Origin of the sequence: Kurthia huakuii LAM0618 (assembly GCF_000505545.1) — a bacterium.
Classification (GTDB): Bacteria; Bacillota; Bacilli; order Bacillales_A; family Planococcaceae; genus Kurthia; species Kurthia huakuii.
In genome coordinates, this window is the sequence record NZ_AYTB01000007.1 from 113497 (window position 1) to 137057 (window position 23561).

24 protein-coding genes are annotated in these 23561 nt (G+C 41.1%); 15 read left to right on the forward strand and 9 right to left on the reverse strand.

Annotated features, from left to right (window positions below; all coding sequences use genetic code 11):
• Positions 1-10: 10 nt before the first annotated feature.
• From V514_RS0102345 to V514_RS0102370, 6 genes are all read right to left on the reverse strand, one after another.
• Complete coding sequence (locus tag V514_RS0102345) at positions 11-1087, reverse strand: ABC transporter substrate-binding protein (protein WP_029498089.1); 1077 nt, start codon at positions 1085-1087, stop codon at positions 11-13.
• The gene (locus V514_RS0102350) at positions 1087-1878 is read right to left on the reverse strand and encodes an ABC transporter permease (protein ID WP_029498090.1); all 792 of its coding nucleotides are present in this window, start codon (positions 1876-1878) and stop codon (positions 1087-1089) included. Before V514_RS0102350 ends, V514_RS0102345 begins: the two co-directional genes overlap by 1 nt.
• Positions 1865-2689: an ABC transporter permease gene (locus tag V514_RS0102355; protein ID WP_029498091.1), complete on the reverse strand. Its 825-nt coding sequence runs from the start codon at positions 2687-2689 to the stop codon at positions 1865-1867. Before V514_RS0102355 ends, V514_RS0102350 begins: the two co-directional genes overlap by 14 nt.
• Positions 2679-3779, reverse strand: a complete 1101-nt coding sequence (locus V514_RS0102360; protein ID WP_029498093.1) for an ABC transporter ATP-binding protein — start codon at positions 3777-3779, stop codon at positions 2679-2681. The genes V514_RS0102355 and V514_RS0102360 overlap by 11 nt, the downstream gene beginning before the upstream one ends.
• 13 nt (positions 3780-3792) lie before the next feature.
• On the reverse strand, positions 3793-4335 hold the full coding sequence (locus V514_RS0102365; RefSeq protein ID WP_029498094.1) for a helix-turn-helix domain-containing protein: 543 nt from the start codon (positions 4333-4335) through the stop codon (positions 3793-3795).
• A 207-nt stretch (positions 4336-4542) separates the two neighbouring features.
• Positions 4543-5211: a LytR/AlgR family response regulator transcription factor gene (locus V514_RS0102370; RefSeq protein ID WP_029498095.1), complete on the reverse strand. Its 669-nt coding sequence runs from the start codon at positions 5209-5211 to the stop codon at positions 4543-4545.
• A 201-nt stretch (positions 5212-5412) separates the two neighbouring features.
• Here V514_RS0102370 and aceA point away from each other — a divergent pair, with 201 nt between their 5' ends.
• The 10 genes from aceA (at position 5413) to ssuE (ending at position 14598) form a co-directional block, all read left to right on the forward strand.
• Positions 5413-6684, forward strand: a complete 1272-nt coding sequence (aceA, locus tag V514_RS0102375) for an isocitrate lyase (protein WP_029498096.1) — start codon at positions 5413-5415, stop codon at positions 6682-6684.
• 160 nt (positions 6685-6844) lie between these two features.
• Positions 6845-8440, forward strand: a complete 1596-nt coding sequence (gene aceB / locus V514_RS0102380; protein WP_029498097.1) for a malate synthase A — start codon at positions 6845-6847, stop codon at positions 8438-8440.
• Between the two features lie 20 nt (positions 8441-8460).
• A complete protein-coding gene (locus V514_RS20190; RefSeq protein WP_152528931.1) occupies positions 8461-8586 on the forward strand; it encodes a hypothetical protein in 126 nt (41 codons plus the stop codon).
• A 133-nt stretch (positions 8587-8719) separates the two neighbouring features.
• A complete protein-coding gene (locus V514_RS0102390; protein ID WP_029498098.1) occupies positions 8720-8974 on the forward strand; it encodes a hypothetical protein in 255 nt (84 codons plus the stop codon).
• A gap of 41 nt (positions 8975-9015) precedes the next feature.
• On the forward strand, positions 9016-9675 hold the full coding sequence (locus V514_RS0102395) for a potassium channel family protein (protein WP_029498099.1): 660 nt from the start codon (positions 9016-9018) through the stop codon (positions 9673-9675).
• A 353-nt stretch (positions 9676-10028) separates the two neighbouring features.
• A complete protein-coding gene (locus V514_RS0102405) occupies positions 10029-10817 on the forward strand; it encodes an ABC transporter ATP-binding protein (RefSeq protein ID WP_020189313.1) in 789 nt (262 codons plus the stop codon).
• Between the two features lie 12 nt (positions 10818-10829).
• Positions 10830-11642 carry an ABC transporter permease gene (locus V514_RS0102410; RefSeq protein WP_020189314.1) on the forward strand — a complete coding sequence of 271 codons (813 nt, stop codon included), beginning with the start codon at positions 10830-10832 and terminating at the stop codon, positions 11640-11642.
• A 12-nt stretch (positions 11643-11654) separates the two neighbouring features.
• A complete protein-coding gene (locus tag V514_RS0102415) occupies positions 11655-12662 on the forward strand; it encodes an ABC transporter substrate-binding protein (protein WP_029498101.1) in 1008 nt (335 codons plus the stop codon).
• Positions 12663-12703: 41 nt separating this feature from the next.
• Positions 12704-14044, forward strand: a complete 1341-nt coding sequence (locus tag V514_RS0102420) for an LLM class flavin-dependent oxidoreductase (RefSeq protein ID WP_029498103.1) — start codon at positions 12704-12706, stop codon at positions 14042-14044.
• An 11-nt stretch (positions 14045-14055) separates the two neighbouring features.
• On the forward strand, positions 14056-14598 hold the full coding sequence (gene ssuE, locus V514_RS0102425; protein ID WP_029498104.1) for an NADPH-dependent FMN reductase: 543 nt from the start codon (positions 14056-14058) through the stop codon (positions 14596-14598).
• A 128-nt stretch (positions 14599-14726) separates the two neighbouring features.
• On the opposite strand, the gene rnjA is transcribed toward ssuE, so the two are convergent.
• Both rnjA and V514_RS0102435 read right to left on the reverse strand, forming a co-directional pair.
• Positions 14727-16394 carry a ribonuclease J1 gene (gene rnjA, locus V514_RS0102430; RefSeq protein WP_029498105.1) on the reverse strand — a complete coding sequence of 556 codons (1668 nt, stop codon included), beginning with the start codon at positions 16392-16394 and terminating at the stop codon, positions 14727-14729.
• Positions 16395-16607, reverse strand: a complete 213-nt coding sequence (locus V514_RS0102435; RefSeq protein ID WP_020189322.1) for a DNA-dependent RNA polymerase subunit epsilon — start codon at positions 16605-16607, stop codon at positions 16395-16397.
• Positions 16608-16827: 220 nt separating this feature from the next.
• Here V514_RS0102435 and V514_RS0102440 point away from each other — a divergent pair, with 220 nt between their 5' ends.
• On the forward strand, positions 16828-17607 hold the full coding sequence (locus tag V514_RS0102440) for a Cof-type HAD-IIB family hydrolase (RefSeq protein ID WP_029498106.1): 780 nt from the start codon (positions 16828-16830) through the stop codon (positions 17605-17607).
• Between the two features lie 152 nt (positions 17608-17759).
• Here the strand turns inward: V514_RS0102440 and def are convergent, their stop codons facing one another.
• A complete protein-coding gene (gene def, locus V514_RS0102445) occupies positions 17760-18311 on the reverse strand; it encodes a peptide deformylase (protein ID WP_029498107.1) in 552 nt (183 codons plus the stop codon).
• A 323-nt stretch (positions 18312-18634) separates the two neighbouring features.
• Here def and pdhA point away from each other — a divergent pair, with 323 nt between their 5' ends.
• The 4 genes from pdhA (at position 18635) to lpdA (ending at position 23559) form a co-directional block, all read left to right on the forward strand.
• The gene (pdhA, locus tag V514_RS0102450) at positions 18635-19750 is read left to right on the forward strand and encodes a pyruvate dehydrogenase (acetyl-transferring) E1 component subunit alpha (protein WP_029498108.1); all 1116 of its coding nucleotides are present in this window, start codon (positions 18635-18637) and stop codon (positions 19748-19750) included.
• A 3-nt stretch (positions 19751-19753) separates the two neighbouring features.
• A complete protein-coding gene (locus V514_RS0102455) occupies positions 19754-20731 on the forward strand; it encodes an alpha-ketoacid dehydrogenase subunit beta (RefSeq protein ID WP_029498109.1) in 978 nt (325 codons plus the stop codon).
• A gap of 102 nt (positions 20732-20833) precedes the next feature.
• A complete protein-coding gene (locus V514_RS0102460) occupies positions 20834-22138 on the forward strand; it encodes a dihydrolipoamide acetyltransferase family protein (RefSeq protein ID WP_029498110.1) in 1305 nt (434 codons plus the stop codon).
• A gap of 5 nt (positions 22139-22143) precedes the next feature.
• Complete coding sequence (gene lpdA, locus V514_RS0102465) at positions 22144-23559, forward strand: dihydrolipoyl dehydrogenase (RefSeq protein ID WP_029498111.1); 1416 nt, start codon at positions 22144-22146, stop codon at positions 23557-23559.
• Positions 23560-23561 lie beyond the last annotated feature (2 nt).

Here is a 23561-nt window from a genome sequence, read left to right on the forward strand (position 1 = left end):
TCAGTAGTCGTTATTGTAATGACATTTTAAATTTCAAAAATAGTTCGTTGTATTCGCCGATTTTTTCTTTGCCTAAATCTTTATAGACGTGCAAATTATCACGTACTTCAGCAGAAGGGTAGTAGCGCTCATCATTGACTACTTCAGCGTCTAATAATTTTAGTGCGGCTTTATTTGGTGTTGAATAACCAACATAATCGGCATTTTGTGCCGCATTTTTAGGATCTAACATAAAGTTAATAAACTGATGCGCGCCGTCGACATTTTTCGATGTTTTTGGAATGACCATATTATCAAACCATAAATTTGAGCCTTCATCTGGAACGGTGTAGGTCAATTCTTCATTGTCATACATCATATCGGCTGCTTGACCAGACCAAGTAAGGGCGACAGCAGCATCACCATTGACCATTAATTGCGTCACTTCATCGCCAATGACCGCTTTGACATTGGGTGATAGTTTGATGAGTTTGTCGGTTGCCTTTTTGAGCTCCGCTGAATCGGTTGAGTTTAGCGATAAGTTCATGCTATTTAAGCTCATGCCAAGCACTTCACGTGCGCTATCGACAAGTAAAATTTCTCCTTTTAATGAAGGGTCCCAAAGTTGATTCCATGACGAGAAATCTAAGTTTTTCGTTAACATGTTCGGATTGTAAACGACACCAACCGTACCCCAGAAATATGGAATCGAATAGTGATTCTTTTTATCAAAATCTAAATTTAAAAAATCTGCATCGATATTTTTTAAGTTAGGTATTTTTTGATGATCGACCGGTAGCAACAATTTTTTGTCTTTCATTTGCTCGATTGTATATTCAGATGGAACGGCGATATCATAATTTGTACCACCTTGTTCGACCTTCGTCATCATTGCTTCATTTGAATCAAATGTTTCGTAAATGACATGAATGCCGGTTTCTTTTTCAAATTTTTTCAGTAGCGCGGGATCGATATATTCGCCCCAGTTGTAGACGGTTAAAACATTGGCACCAGCTTTTGATGATGTTTTGTCAAGAGAGTGCACAGTATACATCAGTGCAGCGCAAATAATGGCAATCGCAATTATCGCTTTGACAAGATTTTTCATTATTTACGCACTCCTTTCATTTTGCGTGTTGTGACGAAATAGTAGCCGAGTACAAGCAACATCGTCACCGCAAAAACAATTCCGCTCAGTGCATTGACCGTTAACGATACGCCAGCGCGTGCCATTGAATAAATTTCAACAGATAAGGTTGAGAAGCCGTTACCTGTGACGAAAAATGTGACAGCGAAATCATCAAGTGAATACGTTAAGGCCATAAAGAAGCCAGCGAAAATACCAGGTTGAATATACGGTAAAATCACGCGTGTTAATACTTCTTTTTTCGATGCACCTAAATCAAGTGCCGCATCGATTAATGTATTCGACATTTCTTGCATTTTTGGTAGCACCATGATGACAACAATCGGAATACTAAACGCAATATGGCTTAAAAGTACCGATGTGAAACCGAGCTTGATACCGACCATTGTGAATAAAATTAAAAACGATGCCCCGATAATAACGTCTGGGCTAACGATTAAAATATTGTTTAATGATAAAACGGTGTTGCGCAGCTTGCGATTACGCATCGTTTGAATACCAATGGCACCCATCGTCCCAATGATCGTTGCGATTAAAGCTGATAATAGCGCGACAACAACGGTATTTAATAAAATGACGACAAGGCGAGAATCAGCAAAGACGTCTTTGTAGTGATCTAATGTAAACGATTGAAAGTTTGTCATCGAGTCGCCGCTATTAAACGAATAGAAAATCAAAAAGAAAATCGGCGCGTATAACACGATAAAGACAAGTGTTAAATAAATTTTAGAGCTCGTATTAATTTTTGCCACGGCGAGATGCTCCTTTCTTTTTCTTTTCGCCGGTAAAGGCCATGATGATAAACATAAAGATGATTAAGAATACCGCAATCGTAGAACCCATACCCCAGTTTTGCGTCACGAGGAATTGCTGCTCAATCGCTGTACCAAGCGTGATGACATGGTTACCAGCGATAAGGCGTGTAATCATGAATAGTGATAAGGCCGGGATAAAAACGGCTTGAATCCCAGCTTTAATGCCATCCATCGTTAGCGGAATCATGACGCGGCGCAATGTATAAAGGCGAGATGCTCCTAAGTCGCGAGAGGCATCTAACAATGCAGGGCTTAATTTATCGATTGAATTGAAAATCGGTAAAATCATAAACGGAATGAAAATGTAGACAGATACAAAGACAAAGCTTGCGCTTGTAAAGAGCATTTGCTGTTTTTCAAATCCTATTGATGCTAGGAAGGCATTGATAGGACCGCTTTGGCCAAGGATTCCGATAAATGCGTATGTTTTTAATAGTAGATTAATCCATGATGGAATAATAATTAACATGAGCCAGAGCTGTTTGTTTTTTAAGCGTGAAATAATAAATGCTGCTGGATACGAAACGACTAAACAGACAGTGGTAATTAAAAATGCATACCAAAACGAGCTTAGCGTCATTTTTAAATAGACGGGTGTTAAAAAGTTTTTATAGTTTTCTAGCGTAAAATTACCCTCTAAATCGAGTAGTGAATAGTAGCCAACTAAGACGATTGGTGCGATAACAAAGAGGGCAATCCAGACATAGTAAGGTACGAGCGTGATACTACCGCTACGCTTATTTTGCATGTTCTTCGTCTCCATATGATTCAAGGCGTGCATCAAACTCTTCTTCTGTTTCATTCAGACGCATAATATGAATCGCATCTGGTTCGAAGTCTAAGCCGATTTTTGCACCAACATCAGCTTTTTTCAACGAGTGAATGAGCCATTCATTGCCATTATCATCATAGGTCGATAACTCGTAGTGAACGCCGCGGAATAGTTGCGTATCAACGGTGACCGTAATTTTGCCATGTTCAACGGTTGTAATTTCCAAATCTTCAGGGCGAATGACAACATCTACTTTTTCATGTGGATTTAGTCCTTGGTCTACACATTCAAATGTTTTGCCGATAAAGGATACTTCAAAATCGCGTTCCATCGTTCCTTCGACAATGTTTGATTCCCCAATGAAATCGGCAACGAAGCGATTGATTGGTTCATCATAAATATCAACGGGTGAGCCACTTTGTTGAATTGTACCTTGGTTTAAGACGAAGATTTCGTCGCTCATTGCGAGTGCTTCTTCTTGGTCATGTGTGACAAAGACGAATGTTTTACCGAGGCGTTGTTGTAATTCACGTAATTCATATTGCATTTCAGTACGCAGTTTTAAATCAAGCGCTGATAATGGTTCATCTAATAAAATGATTTCAGGGTCATTAACAATCGCGCGTGCAATCGCTACACGCTGACGCTGACCACCAGACATTTCTTGAATTTCTCGTGTACCATAGCCTGCTAAGTTGACGAAACGTAATGCTTCTTCGACGCGTTCTTTAATGTCTTTTTCTTTGATTTTTTGAATACGTAAACCAAATGCAACGTTTTCAAAAACATTTAAATGAGGGAATAGTGCATAGTCTTGGAAAACGGTATTCACTTGGCGTTCATTGGCAGGAATGTTGTTGATCTTATTGCCGTTAAAATAAATACCACCTTGTGATGGTTCCATGAAGCCGGCAATTAAACGTAAAATTGTCGTTTTCCCGCAGCCAGAGGGGCCAAGTAATGTATAGAATTTTCCGCGCTCCATTTCGAAGCTGATGTCCTTTAAAACGACTGTGCCGTCGTCATATGCTTTTGATACGTTGTCAAAACGAATAATCGTGTCCATAAGATCCTCCTAATTACAAATATGAGTCTGTTGCGACGAGTAAAATTTTCGTCTGCCCAGCATAGTCATTGAATAATTGGTGGTGGTCGGAAGCCTCAAAATAAAGTGCATTACCTTTTGTTGCGACATAATGCTCTTTGCCAAGCTCAAGGCGTAGGCGACCTTCCATTACATAAATAAATGTTTCCGATTGCGATGGCTCAAAATATTTGAACTCACCGTGATTGTCAAATGTTAACAACACCGGCTCCATTTCTTTTTCATTCGATGTTGGAATGAGCCATTGTAAATGGAAGTTTTTTTCTTCATCGGTATACAATGTTTGATCTTCTTCCATATAAACGACTTTTTGCTCGGTCGCATCATCATCAAAAAATTCTTTTGGCGTTGAGCCAAGTACTTCTAATAATGAAAAAAGTGTTTCAATAGATGGGGAATTTAAATCGCGTTCAAGTTGCGAAATATATCCTTTACTTAAATCTGTGCGTTCACCAAGTTCCTCTTGCGTGAGGCCTTTTTTCAGGCGCAGACGTTTTATTTTTTTTCCGATTTGCATATCGTTGCTCCTCGTCATTTACTATAAGTAAACTTTGAGTGAAGAAAGTTTACTTTAACCATACTTCTAGTAAAGAAAGTTTACTTTAACCAAACTTAAAGTTTACTCAAACGTTATTTATTATATAAAATTGACGTGAATTTTCAACTCTTTTATGAAAATAAAAAGAGAAACCGCGCCGTAGCACGATTTCTCGCTAAGAAAATATTAAAATTCGAGTACTTTCCGTAAATCAGCCACATAGCTTTGACTAACGGGCAAATGATCGCCGGAGCGTGTCACAATAACAAGGTTCGATGTGACATCACGTGATATTTTTGAAATATTATGAATATTAACGATAAATGAACGGTGAATCCGAATAAATTCTTCAGGTAATCGCTCGGATAATTCTTTCATTGTTAACGATACTTGGTATTGTTCATTATCTAAATAAAACCAATTCTTCTTATTATAACTTTCAAAATAGGCAATGGTTGACACAGCGACAGGCATCCACTCGTCTTCAAGGCGACCTGTGACAAACTTGAGCATGGGGTTTTTATGTTTAGCATAAGATGGAGGTAAGACGACAATTAACGCCGCATCGCGCTCTTGAATCGTAATCGGATAGCCCACACCATAGTAGGACGTACCGGTATGTGGGTCGTTAATAATTTGTGCAATTTTTTGTTTTTGCGTAATCGTTTGATAAGCAATGCTCGTTTCACTTGGTTTTGAGCCGAGTTGAACCTGTATATCATAATGCTTTGGGGCGTAATAAATATATTGTTCCTCATACGCTAAGGCAATCGTGGCATCTTTTGGCATCCAATCTTCCCATAAAACTTGATATTGTACTAATACATCATGTAGTTGTGTAGCTGTTACAGTCATTTCATTACCTCCTGAAGTAGAATTAAAACGGTTTCATCTAGCATTATACCGTTTTATCTTGAAGAATGGGTATTTTATCCAAAAAATAATACAAAAATTCACTCTTTGTTATATAGTAGTTTACAACAAACAACAACTGTTATGCAACACGGAAACAGAACATTGTTGTTAAGTTTATCAGATAGAGGGAGAGGAATTATAATGACAAATCAAACAGCACAACAATTAGAGCAACAATGGAAAGAGGCTCGCTTCGAAGGTGTAACACGCCCTTACAACGCGGAAGAAGTTTTAAAATTACGTGGTTCTGTATTAGTTGAACAAACACTAGCAACACGCGGTGCAGCTCGCTTATGGAACTCACTACACTCTGAGCCATTCATCAACGCATTAGGTGCTTTAACTGGTAACCAGGCAATGCAACAAGTAAAAGCAGGCTTACAAGCGATTTACTTATCAGGCTGGCAAGTAGCAGCAGATGCCAACATTGCAGGTCAAATGTATCCAGACCAATCATTATACCCAGCAAACTCTGTACCACAAGTTGTAAAACGTATTAACCAAACGTTACAACGCGCTGACCAAATTGATACAGCTGAAGGTCGCGGCGGCGAATTCGACTGGTTTGCACCAATCGTAGCTGACGCAGAAGCTGGTTTCGGTGGCCCACTAAACGTATTCGAATTAGTAAAAGGCATGATCGAAGCTGGTGCAGCAGGTATTCACTTAGAAGACCAATTAGCTTCTGAGAAAAAATGTGGTCACTTAGGTGGTAAAGTATTACAACCAACTCAAACAGCGGTACGTAACTTAGTAGCAGCTCGTTTAGCAGCAGACGTAATGGGCGTTGATACAATCATCATCGCACGTACAGATGCAGACGCAGCAGACATGGTTACATCTGATATCGATCCATACGATGCACCGTTCTTAACGGGCGAACGTACACCAGAAGGTTTCTACCGTACAAATCCAGGTATCGACCAAGCAATCGCTCGTGGTTTAGCATACGCGCCTTACGCTGACTTAGTATGGTGTGAAACATCGAAACCATCATTAGAAGAAGCGCGTCAATTCGCGAATGCAATTCACGAACAATACCCAGGAAAAATGTTAGCATACAACTGCTCACCATCATTCAACTGGGAAGCAAATCTTTCAACAGATGAAATTGCTGAATACCAACGTGAGCTAGGCAAACTTGGCTACAAGTTCCAATTCGTAACATTAGCTGGCTTCCACGCATTAAACCACTCAATGTTCGAGCTTGCAAATGACTACAAAGATAACGGTATGGCAGCATACTCTAAACTTCAACAAGCTGAGTTCGCATCAGAGTCTAAAGGCTATACAGCGACGAAGCACCAACGTGAAGTAGGTACAGGTTACTTTGATGAAGTATCACAAGTTATTTCTGGCGGTACATCTTCTACAACGGCAATGGCTGGTTCAACTGAAACGGCACAATTCTAATTTTTCATAACTGATCTATACTGCGGGATTAAATTTTTTGGCACGTAGGTTATCACGATATGGGCGCCTCCGTATCGTGATGTCTAACTCAATGAAGGAAATCGCTTACAGCCGCAGTATAGATTATTTTTATATTTCACATTGGGGAAGGGGAATTCACATGCAACAACAAACGACTGCACATATCCGTATTACAGGGGAACAAAATGACAATACAGCACGCGTACTAACGCCTGAGGCATTACAGTTTTTAGCGTTACTACAAAAGAACTTTAATGAGCGCCGTATTGAATTAGTGAAAGCGCGTGAAGAACAACAAGCGCGTCTGGATGCTGGGGAGCAACTGCACTTTTTGGATGACACGAAAAGCATTCGTGAAGGGGATTGGACGATTGCACCGTTACCAAAAGACTTGCAAGACCGTCGTGTAGAAATCACAGGACCGGTTGATCGTAAGATGGTGATTAATGCATTGAATTCTGGTGCGAAAATGTTTATGGCTTGTTTCGAGGATGCGACAAGTCCAACGTGGGAGAATATGATTGAAGGACAAATCAATATGGCTGATGCAATTCGTGAAACGATTTCATTCACGAATGATGCAGGCAAGGAATATAGCCTAAATAAAGAACATGCGACATTATTAGTACGTCCTCGTGGCTTACACTATATTGAAAAGCATGTAGAAATCGATGGCGAGCCAATGTCTGGGAGTCTTTTCGACTTCGGCTTGTATTTCTTCCATAGCGCGAAGGAAGCTATCGAACGCGGCACAGGTCCATATTTCTACTTGCCGAAACTAGAGCATCATTTAGAAGCTCGTTGGTGGAATGATGTCTTCAACTTTGCGCAAGATGCTTTAGAAATTCCACGCGGTACAATTAAAGCGACCGTACTGATCGAAACGATTACAGCGGCATTCCAAATGGATGAAATTCTGTATGAATTACGCGAGCATTCGGCGGGTCTGAACTGCGGTCGATGGGATTATATTTTTAGTTATATTAAACGTCTACGCAACCAAGACGGTGTTATTTTACCAGACCGCGGTCAAGTGACAATGACATCACCATTTATGCGTGCGTATACGTCGCTATGTATCCAAACATGCCATAAGCGCAACGCACCAGCAATTGGTGGGATGGCGGCACAAATTCCAATTAAAGATGATCCAGCTGCAAATGACATTGCCTTTGCGAAAGTACGCGAAGATAAAAAACGCGAGGCGATGGATGGTCATGATGGCACATGGGTAGCGCATCCAGGCTTAGTGCCAGTAGCGATGGAGCAATTTGATAAATATATGCCTAATCCGAACCAAATCGATAAAAAACGCGAGGACGTTCAAGTAACGGCAGAAGATTTGTTAGAAGTTCCAGCAGGTACGATTACAGAAGAAGGCTTACGTGTCAACTGTAGCGTCGGCATTCAATATATTGCGTCATGGCTTCGCGGTCAAGGGGCAGCACCGATTAATAATTTAATGGAGGACGCGGCAACAGCTGAGATTTCTCGTACACAAGTATGGCAGTGGATTCGTCTAGAAGCTGGTAAACTAGACGATGGTCGCGACATTACATTAGCATTAGTCGAACAAACGATTGAAGAAGAGATGCAAAAGCTAAAAGACCAATTTGGTGAAGAAGCGTACAATGCATCGAAATTCAATGAAGCGGTACAAATCTTTAAAGATTTAGTACAGCAAGATGACTTTGAAGAGTTCCTTACGCTTTCGGGATATAAACAACTAGCTTAACAAAAAATGGAGGGATTTTGATGGAAAAACGTCAAAGAGAACCGAAAATTTGTTGTGAATGTGGTAGTGAAATCCGAGAAAAAGTAGAATCAATTCATACGCAATGTGAGCGCTGTATTGGTCGTGATGATGAGCATCAATCATAGCGTTTTCATATAAAAATGAACACTTTCCTAACGTCAGCAAGGAGTTGTCTAGCACCTGATTATTTCAGGCTTTTAGACAACTCCTTGTTTTTTTCTATGCTATACTATAGGGACAAATAAGGGGGAGTTAGCGTTGGATCGTGCAGCGATTGAAGGGACTTTTTTAGCGATGGACCGCCGTCTCATTGACATCGAGGACTTACGTGATTATTGTCCGATATGTGTACAGCTACTGCGCTTTTCGGATGATTATGATGCATTGTACTGTGCCACTTGTAATGAGTGGGTCGAAGTAACATGTGCTGATCCGACATGTGAGTCATGTCAGCATCGCCCGGAAAAGCCTTTAGATGAGTGTGGTAATGAGCAACATCGTCGTTCTGAATAGACGTTTTACAATGAAAAAAAGTGTAGAATCGAGGGATTTTCATGGAAAAGGAATTTGTTGTCATTGGCTTAGGCCGCTTTGGAGGCAGTATTGTCAATGAACTTGTCAATCAAGGTGCTGATGTCATGGCGATTGATAAATCTTCGGAGCGTGTCAATGAGTTTGCACAAATTGCAACGGAAGCTGTGACTGCAGATACGACCGATGAAACCGTATTAAAACAATTAGGTATTCGTAATTTTGAGCATGTGATTGTCGCGATTGGTGATGATATTCAGGCGAGTATTTTAACGACGATTATTTTAAAAGAAATCGGTGTACCAAAAATTACGGTGAAGGCACAAAATGATTATCACGAAAAAGTGCTACGTAAAATTGGTGCTGACCATGTTGTCCACCCAGAGCGTGATATGGGGATTCGTGTCGCAAATAATATGCTATCAAATAATGTATTAGATTATTTAGAAGTATCGGATGAGCACTCAATCGTCGAAATTCAGGCGACCCATCATTTAGAGGGTCATACAATTATTGGTATGGATATCCGCGCACGCTATGGTATTAACATTATGGCCATCAAGCGAGGTAATGATGTTATCGTGTCACCACAGGCGGAAGAGGAAATTCATGAAGGTGATATTTTAATCGTTATTGGTGCAGATGCAGATATTAATCGTTTTGAGAAAAAAATGATGCATTAAAAGAGGCTGGGACATATGTATAAAAACAACCTCCCATATGAGCATAAGAAAAACCGGAATCGCGCTGTGGTGCGGTTCCGGTTTTTCGTTGCGAACGCTAAAAAAGGAAAATAACGTATTCTGGCCCAGTCACTTTTTTAATACGAATTTAAAATATTCAGAAAACTACTTGCGCAAAAAAGGAATAGCTGTTAAAGTATTCCTATCAAGTTAATAGGCTTTAGCGTTTAAAAAATGCTCACTGGACAACCAGAGGCTTTCGTACCGGAAGAATAATTTCTTCGGGCACGGAAGCCTTTTTTTACACCTCAATACCTATTAAACCACTAAGAATTATAAGGAAGGCGATGTCGATGAAAAATAAAATCTCGTTTGAGTTTGTCGAAAAAACATTTCCAGCACGAAACGGCAAACCACCATTCACAGCAGTGTCAGATGTAAATTTAAAAGTTCGCGAAGGTGAATTTTTAACAGTAGTAGGGCCTTCGGGTTGTGGGAAGTCGACATTGTTAGATATGCTAGGTGGTTTAACGAAGCCAACGAAAGGACGCATTTTAATTAACGAGCAGGAAATTACAGGACCGGGTTTAGACCGTGCTATCGTTTTTCAGCAATATGCTTTGTATCCTTGGCGTACGGCACTACAAAATGTGGCGTTTGGCTTAGAGGCGAAGGGCATTTCGAAAAAAGAACGGCTACAGCAGGCAAAATATTATATGGATTTAGTCGGTCTTCAGCAATTTTATGATCATTATCCGAATGAATTATCAGGCGGTATGAAGCAGCGCGTCGCGATTGCGAGAAGCCTCGCCTATGATCCGGAGGTGCTATTAATGGATGAACCGTTTGCGGCACTTGATGCACAAACGCGTGAAAATCTACAGGAGGAGCTTGTGCGTATTTGGCAAAAGACTGGAAAAACGATTGTCTTTATTACACATGGCATTGATGAGGCAGTGTATTTAGGTCAGCGTATTGCGGTGCTGTCAGCGAATCCAGGAAAGGTCAAAACGATAATCGATAATGATACGAAGCACCGACTACAAGATGCTGATTTTCGTTCAAGCAGTGAATTTTCAAGCATTCGTCATCAGGTATGGAGTGAGCTGCATGAGAAGGAATACCAGGGGGCTTATATTTAAAGGAGGAATTGGATGGTTACGATTAAAAAAGCTATCGCAAAACCAGCGCAGGAAACGAGCGGATTTACGATAGGCACAAAGCTATTTAAGCAATCCATTGTATTAGTTGTACTACTTGCTTTATGGGAGATTGCACCGCGTATTGGTTTAGTGGACCGCGTGTTTTTCCCGCCATTTTCTGAAATCGCAAAAACGTGGTGGCAGTTACTTGTCAGCGGCGAATTATGGAAGCATTTTAGCGCGAGTATTGTGCGCTCAGCACTTGGCTTCTTTATAGCAATTGCAGTTGCGGTACCACTTGGACTACTCATTGGTTGGTATCCACTAGCACGTGAACTCTTTAATCCAGTGCTTGAGCTTTTCCGTAATACGGCAGCACTTGCGCTATTACCGGTCTTTATTTTATTACTTGGCATCGGTGAAGTATCAAAAGTGGGCATTATTATTTTCGCATGTATTTGGCCGATTTTATTAAATACGATTGCGGCGGTACGTGATGTCGACCCGCTGTATATTAAATCTGCAAAATCGATGAATTTATCGGATTTTCAGTTATTTAAAAAAGTCATTTTACCAGCCTCTGTGCCAACGATTTTTACGGGCATTCGCATGGCAGGGACAGGGGCCATCCTCGTACTAATCGCCGCAGAGATGATTGGCGCAAAGGCGGGGCTTGGCTATTATATCACCTTCACACAATACAATTTCCAAATTCCTGAGATGTATGCGGGAATTTTAACAATCTCACTTTTAGGAATTGTCATTAACCAAACATTACTTGCAATCGAAAAGCATTTTTCAAAATGGAAACAACCAGTGAAATAGGGGGAATCAATAATGAAAAAATTTGCAGCATTGCTGAGCGCAGCAGTAGTGGCGGTGTCACTTAGCGCTTGTAGTGACAAGACAGAGGACGCTACATCAAAGGCGGCGGATGGTAAATATCCACTGCGTTATCAAGGAGAGACAGGCATTGTGAATCCAGCAGAGGTGGCGCAGGATTTAGGTTACTTTAAAAAAGTGTCGCTCGATTATCAGGGAGCTTATACGGGTGGACCGGAAAGCATTCAATTTGTGGCGACGAAGCAGTTAGATTACGGGATGTCCTTTAACGGCGCGATTTTAAAATCCATCGCCAAGGGTGTCAAAGTGAAATCGGTCGTGACATCGTATGGTAGTAATGAAAAAGTCTTTCTTGGCTTCTTCGGCAAAAAGGGCACAACGATTAAAGAGCCCGAAGATTTGATTGGTAAAAAAGTGGCCGTTAATATTCGGGGAGCGCATTATGAGATGGCCATTCGAGAATACTTACATACATCGGGCGTTAGTGATGCGGATATTGAAAAAATTGAGTTCGTGACGATGCCACAAGTGAATGCGGAGCAGGCCGTTATTAACGGGCAGGTCGATGTCGCCGCACTGAATGGTGTATTTCGTGATAAGGCAGTGGAGCGTAAAAAAACGCAACTCATTTTCCGTGATATGGATGCTTTTTCAAAGGCTTATAATGCCGGTAGCTACTTCTTTACGACCGAGTTTATTAAAGAGAATCCAGATGAGGTAAAAGATTTTACACAAGGTGTGGCGAAGGCCATCGAGTGGATGAATACGACTGAGCGCGATAAAGTGGTCGAGCGCTTAGAATCGATTATGGAAAAACGTGATCGTGATGAGCCAATTGAAAATTTACAATATTGGAGTGGCACAGGTATTGCGACAAAGGGTGGTACATTTACGGATGAGGACTTCAGTCGCTGGATTGAGCCATTACAGCGTGTAGATGATTTACCAGCAGGGAATATTGATACGAAATCGATGTATACGAATGAATTTAATCCGTATTAAGTATGTTTTAATACCAAGTAAATAAATAGGAGATGTTGAATATGGGGAATACCAAACAAATGAAGCTAGGGGCATTCTTTTTTTTACCAGGACATCATTTGGCGTCATGGCGCTATCCATCAGCTAAAACAAACGAAGCGTTTACGTTTGATTTTATTAAAGAGCAGGCGCAATTAGCCGAAAAGGCGAAATTTGATATGGTGTTTTTCGCCGATGTTTTTGGTGAAGAAATTGTTGAAAATGACCGCTCGGGCTTGAAATTTGATCCGATTGTATTAATTTCAGCGCTGCAAGCTGTGACAAAAAATATTGGCTTCGTCTCAACGGCAACGACAACTTATAATGAGCCCTTCCATCTTGCGCGCAAATTTGGCTCCATTGATCACTTATCGGGTGGTCGCGCCGCATGGAATATCGTCACATCATCGAATGGCAAAGAAGCTTCCTTATTTGGTAAAGACCATCATTTAGAACATGCGCGTCGCTATGAACGTGCAGAAGAGTTTGTAGAAGTGACCAAAAAGCTTTGGCATTCTGTTGAAAAAGAAGCGCTCGTTTTAGATAAAGAAAGTGGCCAATTTTTAAATAAAGCAAAAACGCATCGCGTCGAGCATCATGGCGAATGGTTTGATGTGGAGGGCTATTTGGATCAGACGGAAACACCACAAGGGCATCCAGTGCTTGTGCAGGCGGGTTCATCAGAAGCAGGAAAAGAGTTTGCGGCAAAAACCGCAGAAGTCATCTTTACAGCTTGGCAAACACTGGAAGCAGGGCAGCAATTTTATGCAGATGTGAAAGGACGCCTCGCAAAATATGGTCGTCATGCGGATGATTTAAAAGTGATGCCGGGTGTATTTATTACAGTAGCGAAAACAGAAGAAGAGGCGCGGGCTAAGCAACAGCAGCTCAGCTCGTATATTTTGCCAGAGGTCGGCTTAAAGTATTTATCTGGTGTGACCGATTCTGATTTTTCACAGTATGACATTGATGATGCCTTTCCACTTGATGCACCGAATGCGGACGCATCTAATCCACAGACGCGCTATCATGTCATTCGAGATTTAGCGGTTCGAGAAAATCTTGTGACGATTCGTGAGGTATATGAGCGCGTAGCTGGTGCTCGTGGACACCGAGAAATTGTCGGAACGCCAACGCAAATTGTCGATCAGCTAGAGGAATGGTTTGTAAATGGCGCTGCGGATGGCTTTAATATTATGCCACCTCATTTCCCAGAAGGTTTTACCGATATTATTGACCTTGTTATTCCAGAATTACAGCGCCGCGGACTATTCCGTACAGAGTATGAGAGCACAACATTACGTGGAAACTTAGGCTTGAAAACACCCACTGCAGCTGATGTTTTAGGTGCAGTTACACAATAGGAGGGCTATACATGACAAAAGCAATTTTAATTAATGGCAGCAATACAGTTTATTCACGTTTAACCGGGGTGCAGCAGCAGGCGGAACAGGCTTTGCAGGCACAGGGCATTGACACAGAAATCTTATATGTCCATCAGCTACCGGCAGAGGATTTAATTTTAGCGAATTTTGGTAGTGAGGCGATTAAGACGGCGACTGCAAAGGTCGAAGCGGCAGATATTGTCGTCATTTTAACGCCGATTTATAAGGCAGCGTACACGGGAATTTTAAAAACCTTCCTGGATTTGATTCCGCAAAAGGGCTTAGAAGGAAAGCTAGTGTGGCCGATTGCGATTGGCGGCTCTATTGGGCATTTACTAGCGATTGATTATGCACTGAAGCCCGTTGTGACAGTGCTTGGTGCAACACATATTGCGCATACCGTCTTTGTAGTAGACAAGCAAGTGACAAAGCTAGCGGATGGTCATTACGAGGTGGATGCAGCGGCACGTGAACGTATCGCACATCAGGCTACTTATATTGCACAGCATGTACAAATTGCCACGCGCGTGTAAAAAGAAGCTGAAAAAAAGAACTGACCTAAACATCTGTGACCATATATTTTGCAAAATAAGGAATAATTATAAGTTTTTTTCGCAACAAAAAAGGCTTGGAATCTATATTCCAAGCCTTTTTATTATAATCAGACTTCCATGATGATCGGCAAGACCATTGGACGACGTTTTGTTTTTTCAAATAAGTACGGCGTTAAAATATCCGTAATTTCATTTTTAAGTTCAGACCATTGTGGTGATTTTTCTTGCAGTGATTGTTGCAAGTTGCGGTTCAGCATTTGCTGTGCCTCATTAATCATTGATCCTGATTCACGCATATAAACGAAACCGCGCGAAATAATATCAGGACCAGATACAATGCGTTTTGTATTCATATCGATGCTGACAACAACGATGACTAAGCCTTCTTCAGAAAGAATGCGGCGATCACGTAGAACGATGTTACCGATATCACCGATACCGTTCCCATCGATGTAAACATCACCTGATGGAATACGACCTGCAACATGTGCAGAGTCTGCGCTTAATGCTAATACTTCACCGTTTTCCATAACGAAGATATTATCTTCTGGAATATCACAATCAACGCCTAATTGCTTATGCATACTTTGCATACGGTATTCACCATGGATTGGCATGAAGAATTTAGGCTTGATTAGGCGTAGCATTAATTTTTGTTCTTGTTGAGAGCCATGCCCAGATGTGTGAATGTTGTTAATAGCGCCATGAACAACGTCAGCACCTGCGCGATAGAGCAAGTTGATGATTTTGTTGACGCTTGTTGTATTCCCTGGAATTGGTGAAGAAGAGAATACGACTGTATCATCTGGTTGAATTTGAATTTGACGGTGTGTACCGTTTGCGATACGAGAAAGTGCTGCCATTGGCTCACCTTGTGAACCGGTACATAAAATCATCACTTCGTTCGCTGGTAAACGATTAATTGTTTGCGCATCAACAAATGTTTCTTTTGGTGCAGTAATATAACCTAGTTCACGACCGATTGTAATCGCGTTGTCCATACTACGGCCAAATACTGCAACTTTACGACCGTGAGCTGCAGCAGCATCTGTGACTTGTTTTAAGCGGTGAATATTTGATGCGAATGTCGCAAAAATAATACGACCTTCCACTTTACGCAAGATTTCGTCGATTGACTCGCCAACTTTACGTTCTGACATTGTAAACTCGGGACGCTCAGCATTCGTACTATCAGATAGCAGGCAAAGAACGCCTTCTTTCCCGATTTCAGCCATTTTTGTTAAGTTAGCAGGCTCACCAACTGGTGTAAAGTCAAACTTGAAGTCACCTGTATGCACGATATTACCAGGAGGTGTTTTAACAACAACACCTAAAGCATCTGGAATACTATGCGTTGTGCGGAAGAAGCTAACCGATGTTTTACGGAATTTAATAACATCTTCCTCTGCGACTTCAATTAATTTTGTCGAACGTAGTAGACCATGTTCATCTAGTTTGTTGCGTAAAAGACCAAGTGCTAATTTACCACCGTAAACGGGAATGTTCACTTGGCGTAATAAATAAGGAATACCACCAATGTGGTCTTCGTGGCCATGTGTTACGAATAAACCTTTGATTTTATCAACATTACGTTTTAGATACGTGTAATCAGGAATAACATAATCGATTCCTAGAAGATCATCTTCGGGGAATTTAATTCCTGCATCAATTAAGATAATTTCATCTTGGAATTGAATAGCATACGTGTTTTTGCCGATTTCGCCCAGTCCGCCGAGTGCGAATACAGCAGTTTGGTCGTTTTTGACAAATTTCATTTAGTCAAATTTCTCCAAACGGTAGTTTTCACTTGCTTGTTCATATTCTAGGTAGTTACCTTCAAGCAATTGAATTAATTCGATATTGTAGTTACGATCTTGAAGTTTTTCACGTACTTCACGTACGTCAACAGCTTCAAGATATAGGCTTTTAGTATTTTCGCGAACTGGTACCTCAAGCTTGTTTTCTTGGTAATAAACTTTGTAAATCATTGTGTTATTGTCTCCTTTAATACGTTCAAAATAATTGCATTTCCTTTATATTATCATGTTAGTCCTTTAAAATAAAGAAAAGCCCTCCATAAAAATGGCCAGGGCGCATGAAACGTTTGCTCAATGTTATTAGCCATTTTACGCTAATAATTCAGTAAAATATTTTACAGAAAAACTTTTTTAATGTAAAGAGCATATCGACTTAAAGGGAGCGTACCAGATGAATAAGAAAATTTTATTTTTTGATATCGATGGAACACTATACAATACGAAGAAAGAATTGCCGCAAGCAACGCGTGAGGCGATTGATGCAGCGCGCGCCAATGGTCATGAAATTGCGATTGCGACGGGGCGTTCACCGTATTTTTTAGAAAAAGTGGCACAAGATTTAGCAATCGATTCCTATGTTAGTTTTAATGGCCAATATGTTGTTTATAAAGGAATGTTAATTTCAGGAAATCCACTACCTCTTGAAACGATGGAGCGTATGGTCGATATGGCGTATAAAGAAGATAGTCCACTCGTTTTTTTAGATGATGAAAAAATGTCTTCTACTATTAATACACATGAAGTGAAAGTGAGCATGGATTCATTGTTTTATCCGATGCCAACAGTAGCACCCAAAGCGTATAGCTTAAAGCCGATTTATCAAATTTTATTGTACGGCGATAACGAAATCGAAAAAGATTACCGCGAAGCCTTTCCGGAGCTACATTTTATTCGTTGGCATGAGTATTCATTAGACGTTATTAACAAAGGTGTTTCAAAAGCGTATGGCATCGAGCAATTTTTAAAACATACCGATTTTGAAGCACAAGATGTCGTCGTGTTTGGCGACGGTTTAAATGATAAAGAAATGCTTGAAGAATTTGCGGAGCGCGGCATTAGTGTTGCGATGGGCAATGGTGTCGATGCAGCAAAAGAAGTAGCGACGTTTGTAACCGACCACGTTGATGAGGATGGTCTCGCAAAAGCGATGAAAAAAATCGGGTTAATTTAAAAAAAGAGGCTGGGACATACGTGTAACAACACCCTCTCAGATGAGCATAAGAAAAACCGGAATCGCGCTGTGGCGCGGTTCCGGTTTTTTGTTGCGAACGCTAAAAAGGAACATGAACTGTTTTGCCCAGTCTCCTTTTATATAGATAAAACTTAATCTAATGGATGTGCGTTTGGTTCTTCAAAGAATGGATTTTCTTTGTTGATATGATCGTAAAACATCACGCCATTTAAATGGTCTAATTCATGTTGGAATGCTATTGCGGGTAAGTTTTTCAAGCGCATTTTATGTTCGTTACCGTCTAAATCAAAGAATTTTGCGGTAATGCGTTGCGGGCGCGGCACGTAACCAGGTACGTCACGGTCAACAGATAAACAACCTTCACCAGATGGTAAATACGCTTTTTCAACAGAATGGCTGACGATTTTCGGATTGATAACGACCATGCTAATTAAATTACCTTTGTCGTCTGGTAAATGCAGCGCAAACATACGCTTGCTGACATTTACTTGTGGTGCGGCAATGCCAATACCTGAACGCAAATCGTATTTCTCCATTAATTCAGGGTCTTGGCTATTAATAAGAAATTGTAATAAGTCCTCACCTAATTGTTTTTCGTCATCTGTAAGAGGGAATGCTAGTTCTGTAGCTTTTGCGCGTAAAGTCGGGTGACCTTCGCGGATAATATCTTTCATTAAAATCATCGTTCGTTCTTCCTTTCGTTTCTCTATATTTTTAGTATACATGACTCACGCTATCGTGCAATAACGGAAGCTTGACGATTTGTGTACTAATGCTGTATTACCTTTTTCGGGACAGAAATTAGCCCTGATATAGTACAGTGTCATAGATTAATGTAATACAGTATCAATAGAATTTTTATAGTATAGTGAGAAGAAAGTTTGAAAAATAAGCTAACTATATGATTGACTAACGAAATTCTATTATGTATACTAAGTTCATAAAATAGTTGTACTAATAAAAACAAGCTTTAAATATAATACAGTTTTAAAGGAGATGTGAGAGAATGTCAGCAAACAAATCAATTTTCGATGCCGTAAAAAACTTACAAGAAATCGAAGAAACGTTTGAAATGGTTCAAATTTTGAACGAAGAAGGGGAAATCGTTAGTCCGGATTTAGATCCAAAACTCTCAGATGATGAATTAGTCGAATTAATGCGTCGTATGGTGTTCACACGTATTTTAGACCAACGTTCAATCTCGTTAAACCGTCAAGGTCGTCTAGGATTTTACGCACCAACAGCAGGTCAAGAAGCATCACAAATCGCTTCGCATTATGCGTTAGAAAAAGCGGATTGGATTTTACCCGGTTATCGTGATGTGCCACAAATCGTCTGGCATGGCGTACCATTATCACAAGCGTTCTTATGGTCACGTGGTCACTTCGCAGGTGGACAATCACCAGAAGGCGTCAACGTATTATCACCACAAATTATTATCGGTGCACAATATGTCCAAACTGCAGGGGTCGCGCTAGGTTTACAAAAACGCGGTAAAGAAGCTGTTGCTGTCACATACACAGGTGATGGCGGTTCTTCACAAGGGGACTTCTACGAGGGCATCAACTTTGCAAGTGCATTCAAATCACCGGCAATCTTCATTATCCAAAATAACCAATTTGCGATTTCAACACCGCGTCATTTACAAACAGGTGCGAAAACATTAGCGCAAAAAGGTGTTGCCGCTGGTATTCCAAGCATTCAAGTTGACGGTATGGACCCATTAGCAGTATACATGGCAACAAAAGAAGCTCGCGAACGCGCCGTAAAAGGTGAAGGCCCATCATTAATCGAAACAGTATGTTATCGTTACGGCCCACATACGATGGCTGGTGATGATCCGACACGTTACCGTACGTCTGAAACAGATGAAGAGTGGGGCAAAAAAGACCCAATCATTCGTTTCCGCAAATACCTAGAAGCGAAAGGCTTATGGGACGAAACAAAAGAAGAAGCGGTGATTACCGATGCAAAAGAGCAAATCAAAGCAGCAATTAAAGAAGCAGATAGCGTTCCGAAACAAAAAGTAACGGATTTAATTTCAATTATGCATGACGACAATAGCATGCCTGTTAACTTAAAAGAACAATATGAACTTTACGCAGAGAAGGAGTCGAAATAACCTATGGCACAAATGACAATGATTCAAGCAATTACAGATGCTCTACGTTGTGAGTTAAAAGACGACGAAAACGTATTAGTATTCGGTGAAGACGTCGGCGTAAACGGCGGTGTATTCCGAGCTACTGAAGGGTTACAAAAAGAATTTGGCGAAGGCCGCGTATTCGATACACCACTTGCAGAATCAGGTATTGGTGGGTTAGCAATCGGTTTAGCGCTTGAAGGCTTCCGTCCTGTTCCTGAAATTCAGTTTTTCGGCTTCGTTTATGAAGTAATGGACTCAATCTCTGGCCAACTAGCGCGTCTGCGTTACCGTTCAGGTGGCAACTTAAGTGCGCCCGTGACAATTCGTTCTCCATTTGGTGGCGGCGTGCATACACCCGAAATGCACTCAGATAGCTTAGAAGGTTTAATGGCACAACAACCAGGTATTAAAGTTGTTGTACCATCTACACCATACGATGCAAAAGGTTTATTAATCGCCTCAATCCGCGACAATGATCCCGTTGTCTTTTTAGAGCATTTAAAATTATACCGTTCATTCCGTGAAGAAGTGCCGGAAGAATCATACACAATCGAACTTGGTAAAGCGGATGTGAAACGCGAAGGTACAGACCTGTCAATCATCACGTACGGTGCAATGGTTCACGAATCATTAAAAGCAGCGGAAGAATTAGAAAAAGAAGGTCATTCAGTAGAAGTAATCGACTTGCGGACGATTCAACCACTTGATATTGCGACGATTATTGCATCAGTTGAAAAAACAAACCGCGCAATCGTTGTACAAGAAGCACAAAAACAAGCAGGTGTCGCAGCACAAGTTGTGGCCGAAATTAACGAGCGTGCCATTCTATCATTAGAAGCGCCAGTATTACGTGTCGCAGCACCGGACACAATCTATCCATTCCCACAAGCTGAGTCAGTTTGGTTACCAAACTACAAAGATGTGGTAGCAACAGCGAAAAAAGTTTTAGAATTCTAATCAAAATAACAGGGTGCATTTGCGCAAGCTATGTAAATGTTTCTCTATTATCATGAAAAATAAACATTTTTTGAAAATAGATATTAGGAAGGTGAATTGCACATGGCATATAAATTCCGTTTACCAGACATCGGTGAAGGTATTCACGAAGGAGAAATCGTTAAATGGTTCGTTAAACCAGGCGATAAAATCGAAGAGGATACAATTTTAGCTGAAGTTCAAAATGATAAAGCAGTCGTTGAAATCCCATCTCCAGTAGAAGGGACAATCGAAAAAGTGCTTGTAGAAGAAGGTACGCTGACAACCGTTGGAACGATTTTACTTGAAATCGATGCACCAGGATACGAAGATTTAGAGCTTCACGGTCATAAAGACGATGAGGATACGACGGAGCAGCAAGTTCAACAAACAGCCGAACAAGCTGCACCAGAGGCACCAACAGAACAAGCGCCGCAAAAAGAAGCAGCAAAACCAGCAGGTACAAGCCGCGTTATTGCGATGCCTTCTGTGCGTAAATTTGCGCGTCAAAACGACGTAGATATCACGCAAGTAACCGGCACTGGCAAAAACGGCCGCGTGTTAAAAGAAGATATCGAAGCGTTTAAAAATGGTGGTCAAACAACAGCGGAAGCGGCACCGGTCGAAGAAACTGCAGCGCCACAAGAGGCGGCAGCACCGCAAGCACCAGCTGTTCCTGAAGGTGAATTCCCAGAAACACGCGAAAAAATTTCTGCGATGCGTCGCATGATTGCCAAAGCGATGGTTCATTCAAAACATACGGCGCCACACGTAACATTAATGGATGAAGTGGATGTCACAGCACTTGTCGCACACCGTAAGAAATTTAAAGCAGTGGCCGCAGAAAAAGGCATTAAGTTAACATACCTTCCTTATGTTGTAAAAGCACTTGTGAGCACTTTACGTGAATTCCCGGCATTAAATTGCTCGTTTGATGACGAAACAGAGGAAATTATTACGAAACATTATTATAATATAGGTATCGCAGCAGACACGGATCGTGGCTTACTCGTTCCGGTCGTGAAAAATGCGGATCGCAAATCTGTTTTCGCGATTTCAAATGAAATTAACGAATTGGCAGACAAAGCGAGAAATGGTAAACTAGCATCGAATGAGATGAAAGGTGCATCATGCTCGATTTCTAATATCGGTTCTGCAGGTGGTCAATGGTTTACTCCGGTAATCAACCATCCCGAAGTTGCTATTCTTGGTGTTGGCCGCATTGCGGAAAAACCAGTTATCAAAGATGGTGAAATTGTAGCAGCACCTGTGTTAGCATTATCATTGAGCTTCGATCATCGCATGATTGACGGGGTTACTGCTCAAAATGCTATGAATCAAATCAAACGCTTATTGAGCGATCCTGAATTATTATTAATGGAGGCGTAAAACAAATGGTAGTAGGAGATTTCCCAATCGAAACAGATACAATTGTAATTGGTGCTGGCCCTGGTGGCTACGTTGCAGCAATTCGCGCAGCGCAACTAGGACAAAAAGTAACAGTTATTGAAAAAGAATATGTAGGTGGCGTTTGCTTAAACGTAGGTTGTATCCCATCTAAAGCAATGATCTCTGTAGGTCACCGCTATGTACACGCTAAAGAATCAGCTGACATGGGCGTTATCGTGCCAGAAGTACAACTTGACTTCGCGAAAGCACAAGCATTCAAAGAAAGCGTTGTTAAGAAATTAACAGGCGGTGTTTCTGGTTTATTAAAAGGTAACGGTATTGAAGTTGTTATGGGTGAAGCTTACTTAAACTCAGCAAACTCATTAACAGTGGCAACTGAAACGGGTTCACAACATTACAACTTCAAAAACTTAATCCTAGCTACAGGTTCACGTCCAGTTGAAATCCCAACGTTCAAATTCTCTAAACGTGTTCTTAACTCTTCAGGTGCACTGAACCTTACTGAACTACCAGGCAAACTAGTAGTAATCGGTGGCGGTTATATCGGTACTGAGCTTGGTTCTGCATACGCAAACTTAGGTTCTGAAGTAACAATCCTTGAAGGCGGTAAAGACATTTTAGCTGGCTTTGAAAAAGCAATGACTCAAATCGTGAAAAAAGGTCTTAAAAAGAAAGGTGTTACTGTTGAAGTTGGCGCTCTTGCACAAGGCGTTGAAGAAACAGAAACGGGCGTTACCGTAAAATACGAAGTAAACGGCGAAGCAAAAGCTGTTGAAGCTGATTACGTATTAGTAACTGTAGGTCGTCGTCCAAACACTGACGAAATGGGTCTTGAAGAAGTTGGCGTTGAATACGGCGAACGCGGTTTATTAAAAGTTGATAACCAAGGCCGTACATCAGTACCGAACATTTATGCGATTGGTGATATCGTACCTGGTTTACAATTAGCACATAAAGCATCTTACGAAGGTAAAATCGCTGCTGAAGCAATCGCTGGCGAAACATCAATCGTAGATTACTTAGCAATTCCTGCTGTTTGCTTCACAGATCCAGAAATGGCGACTGTTGGCTTAAACGAAGAAGAAGCGAAAGCTGAAGGCTTCGACGTTGTAACAGGTAAATTCCCATTCGGCGCAAACGGTCGTGCATTAGCACTTAACGAAACAGAAGGCTTCGTAAAATTAGTAGGTCGCAAAGAAGACGGCTTATTAATCGGCGCTCAAATCGTTGGTGTTGGCGCTTCTGATATGATCGCTGAAATGGCTACTGCTATCGAAGGCGGCATGACATTAGAAGATATCGCTATGACAATCCACGCTCACCCAACTTTAGGTGAAATCACAATGGAAGCTGCTGAAGTAGCGCTTGGTAACCCAATCCATATTTTAGGTAAAAAATAATT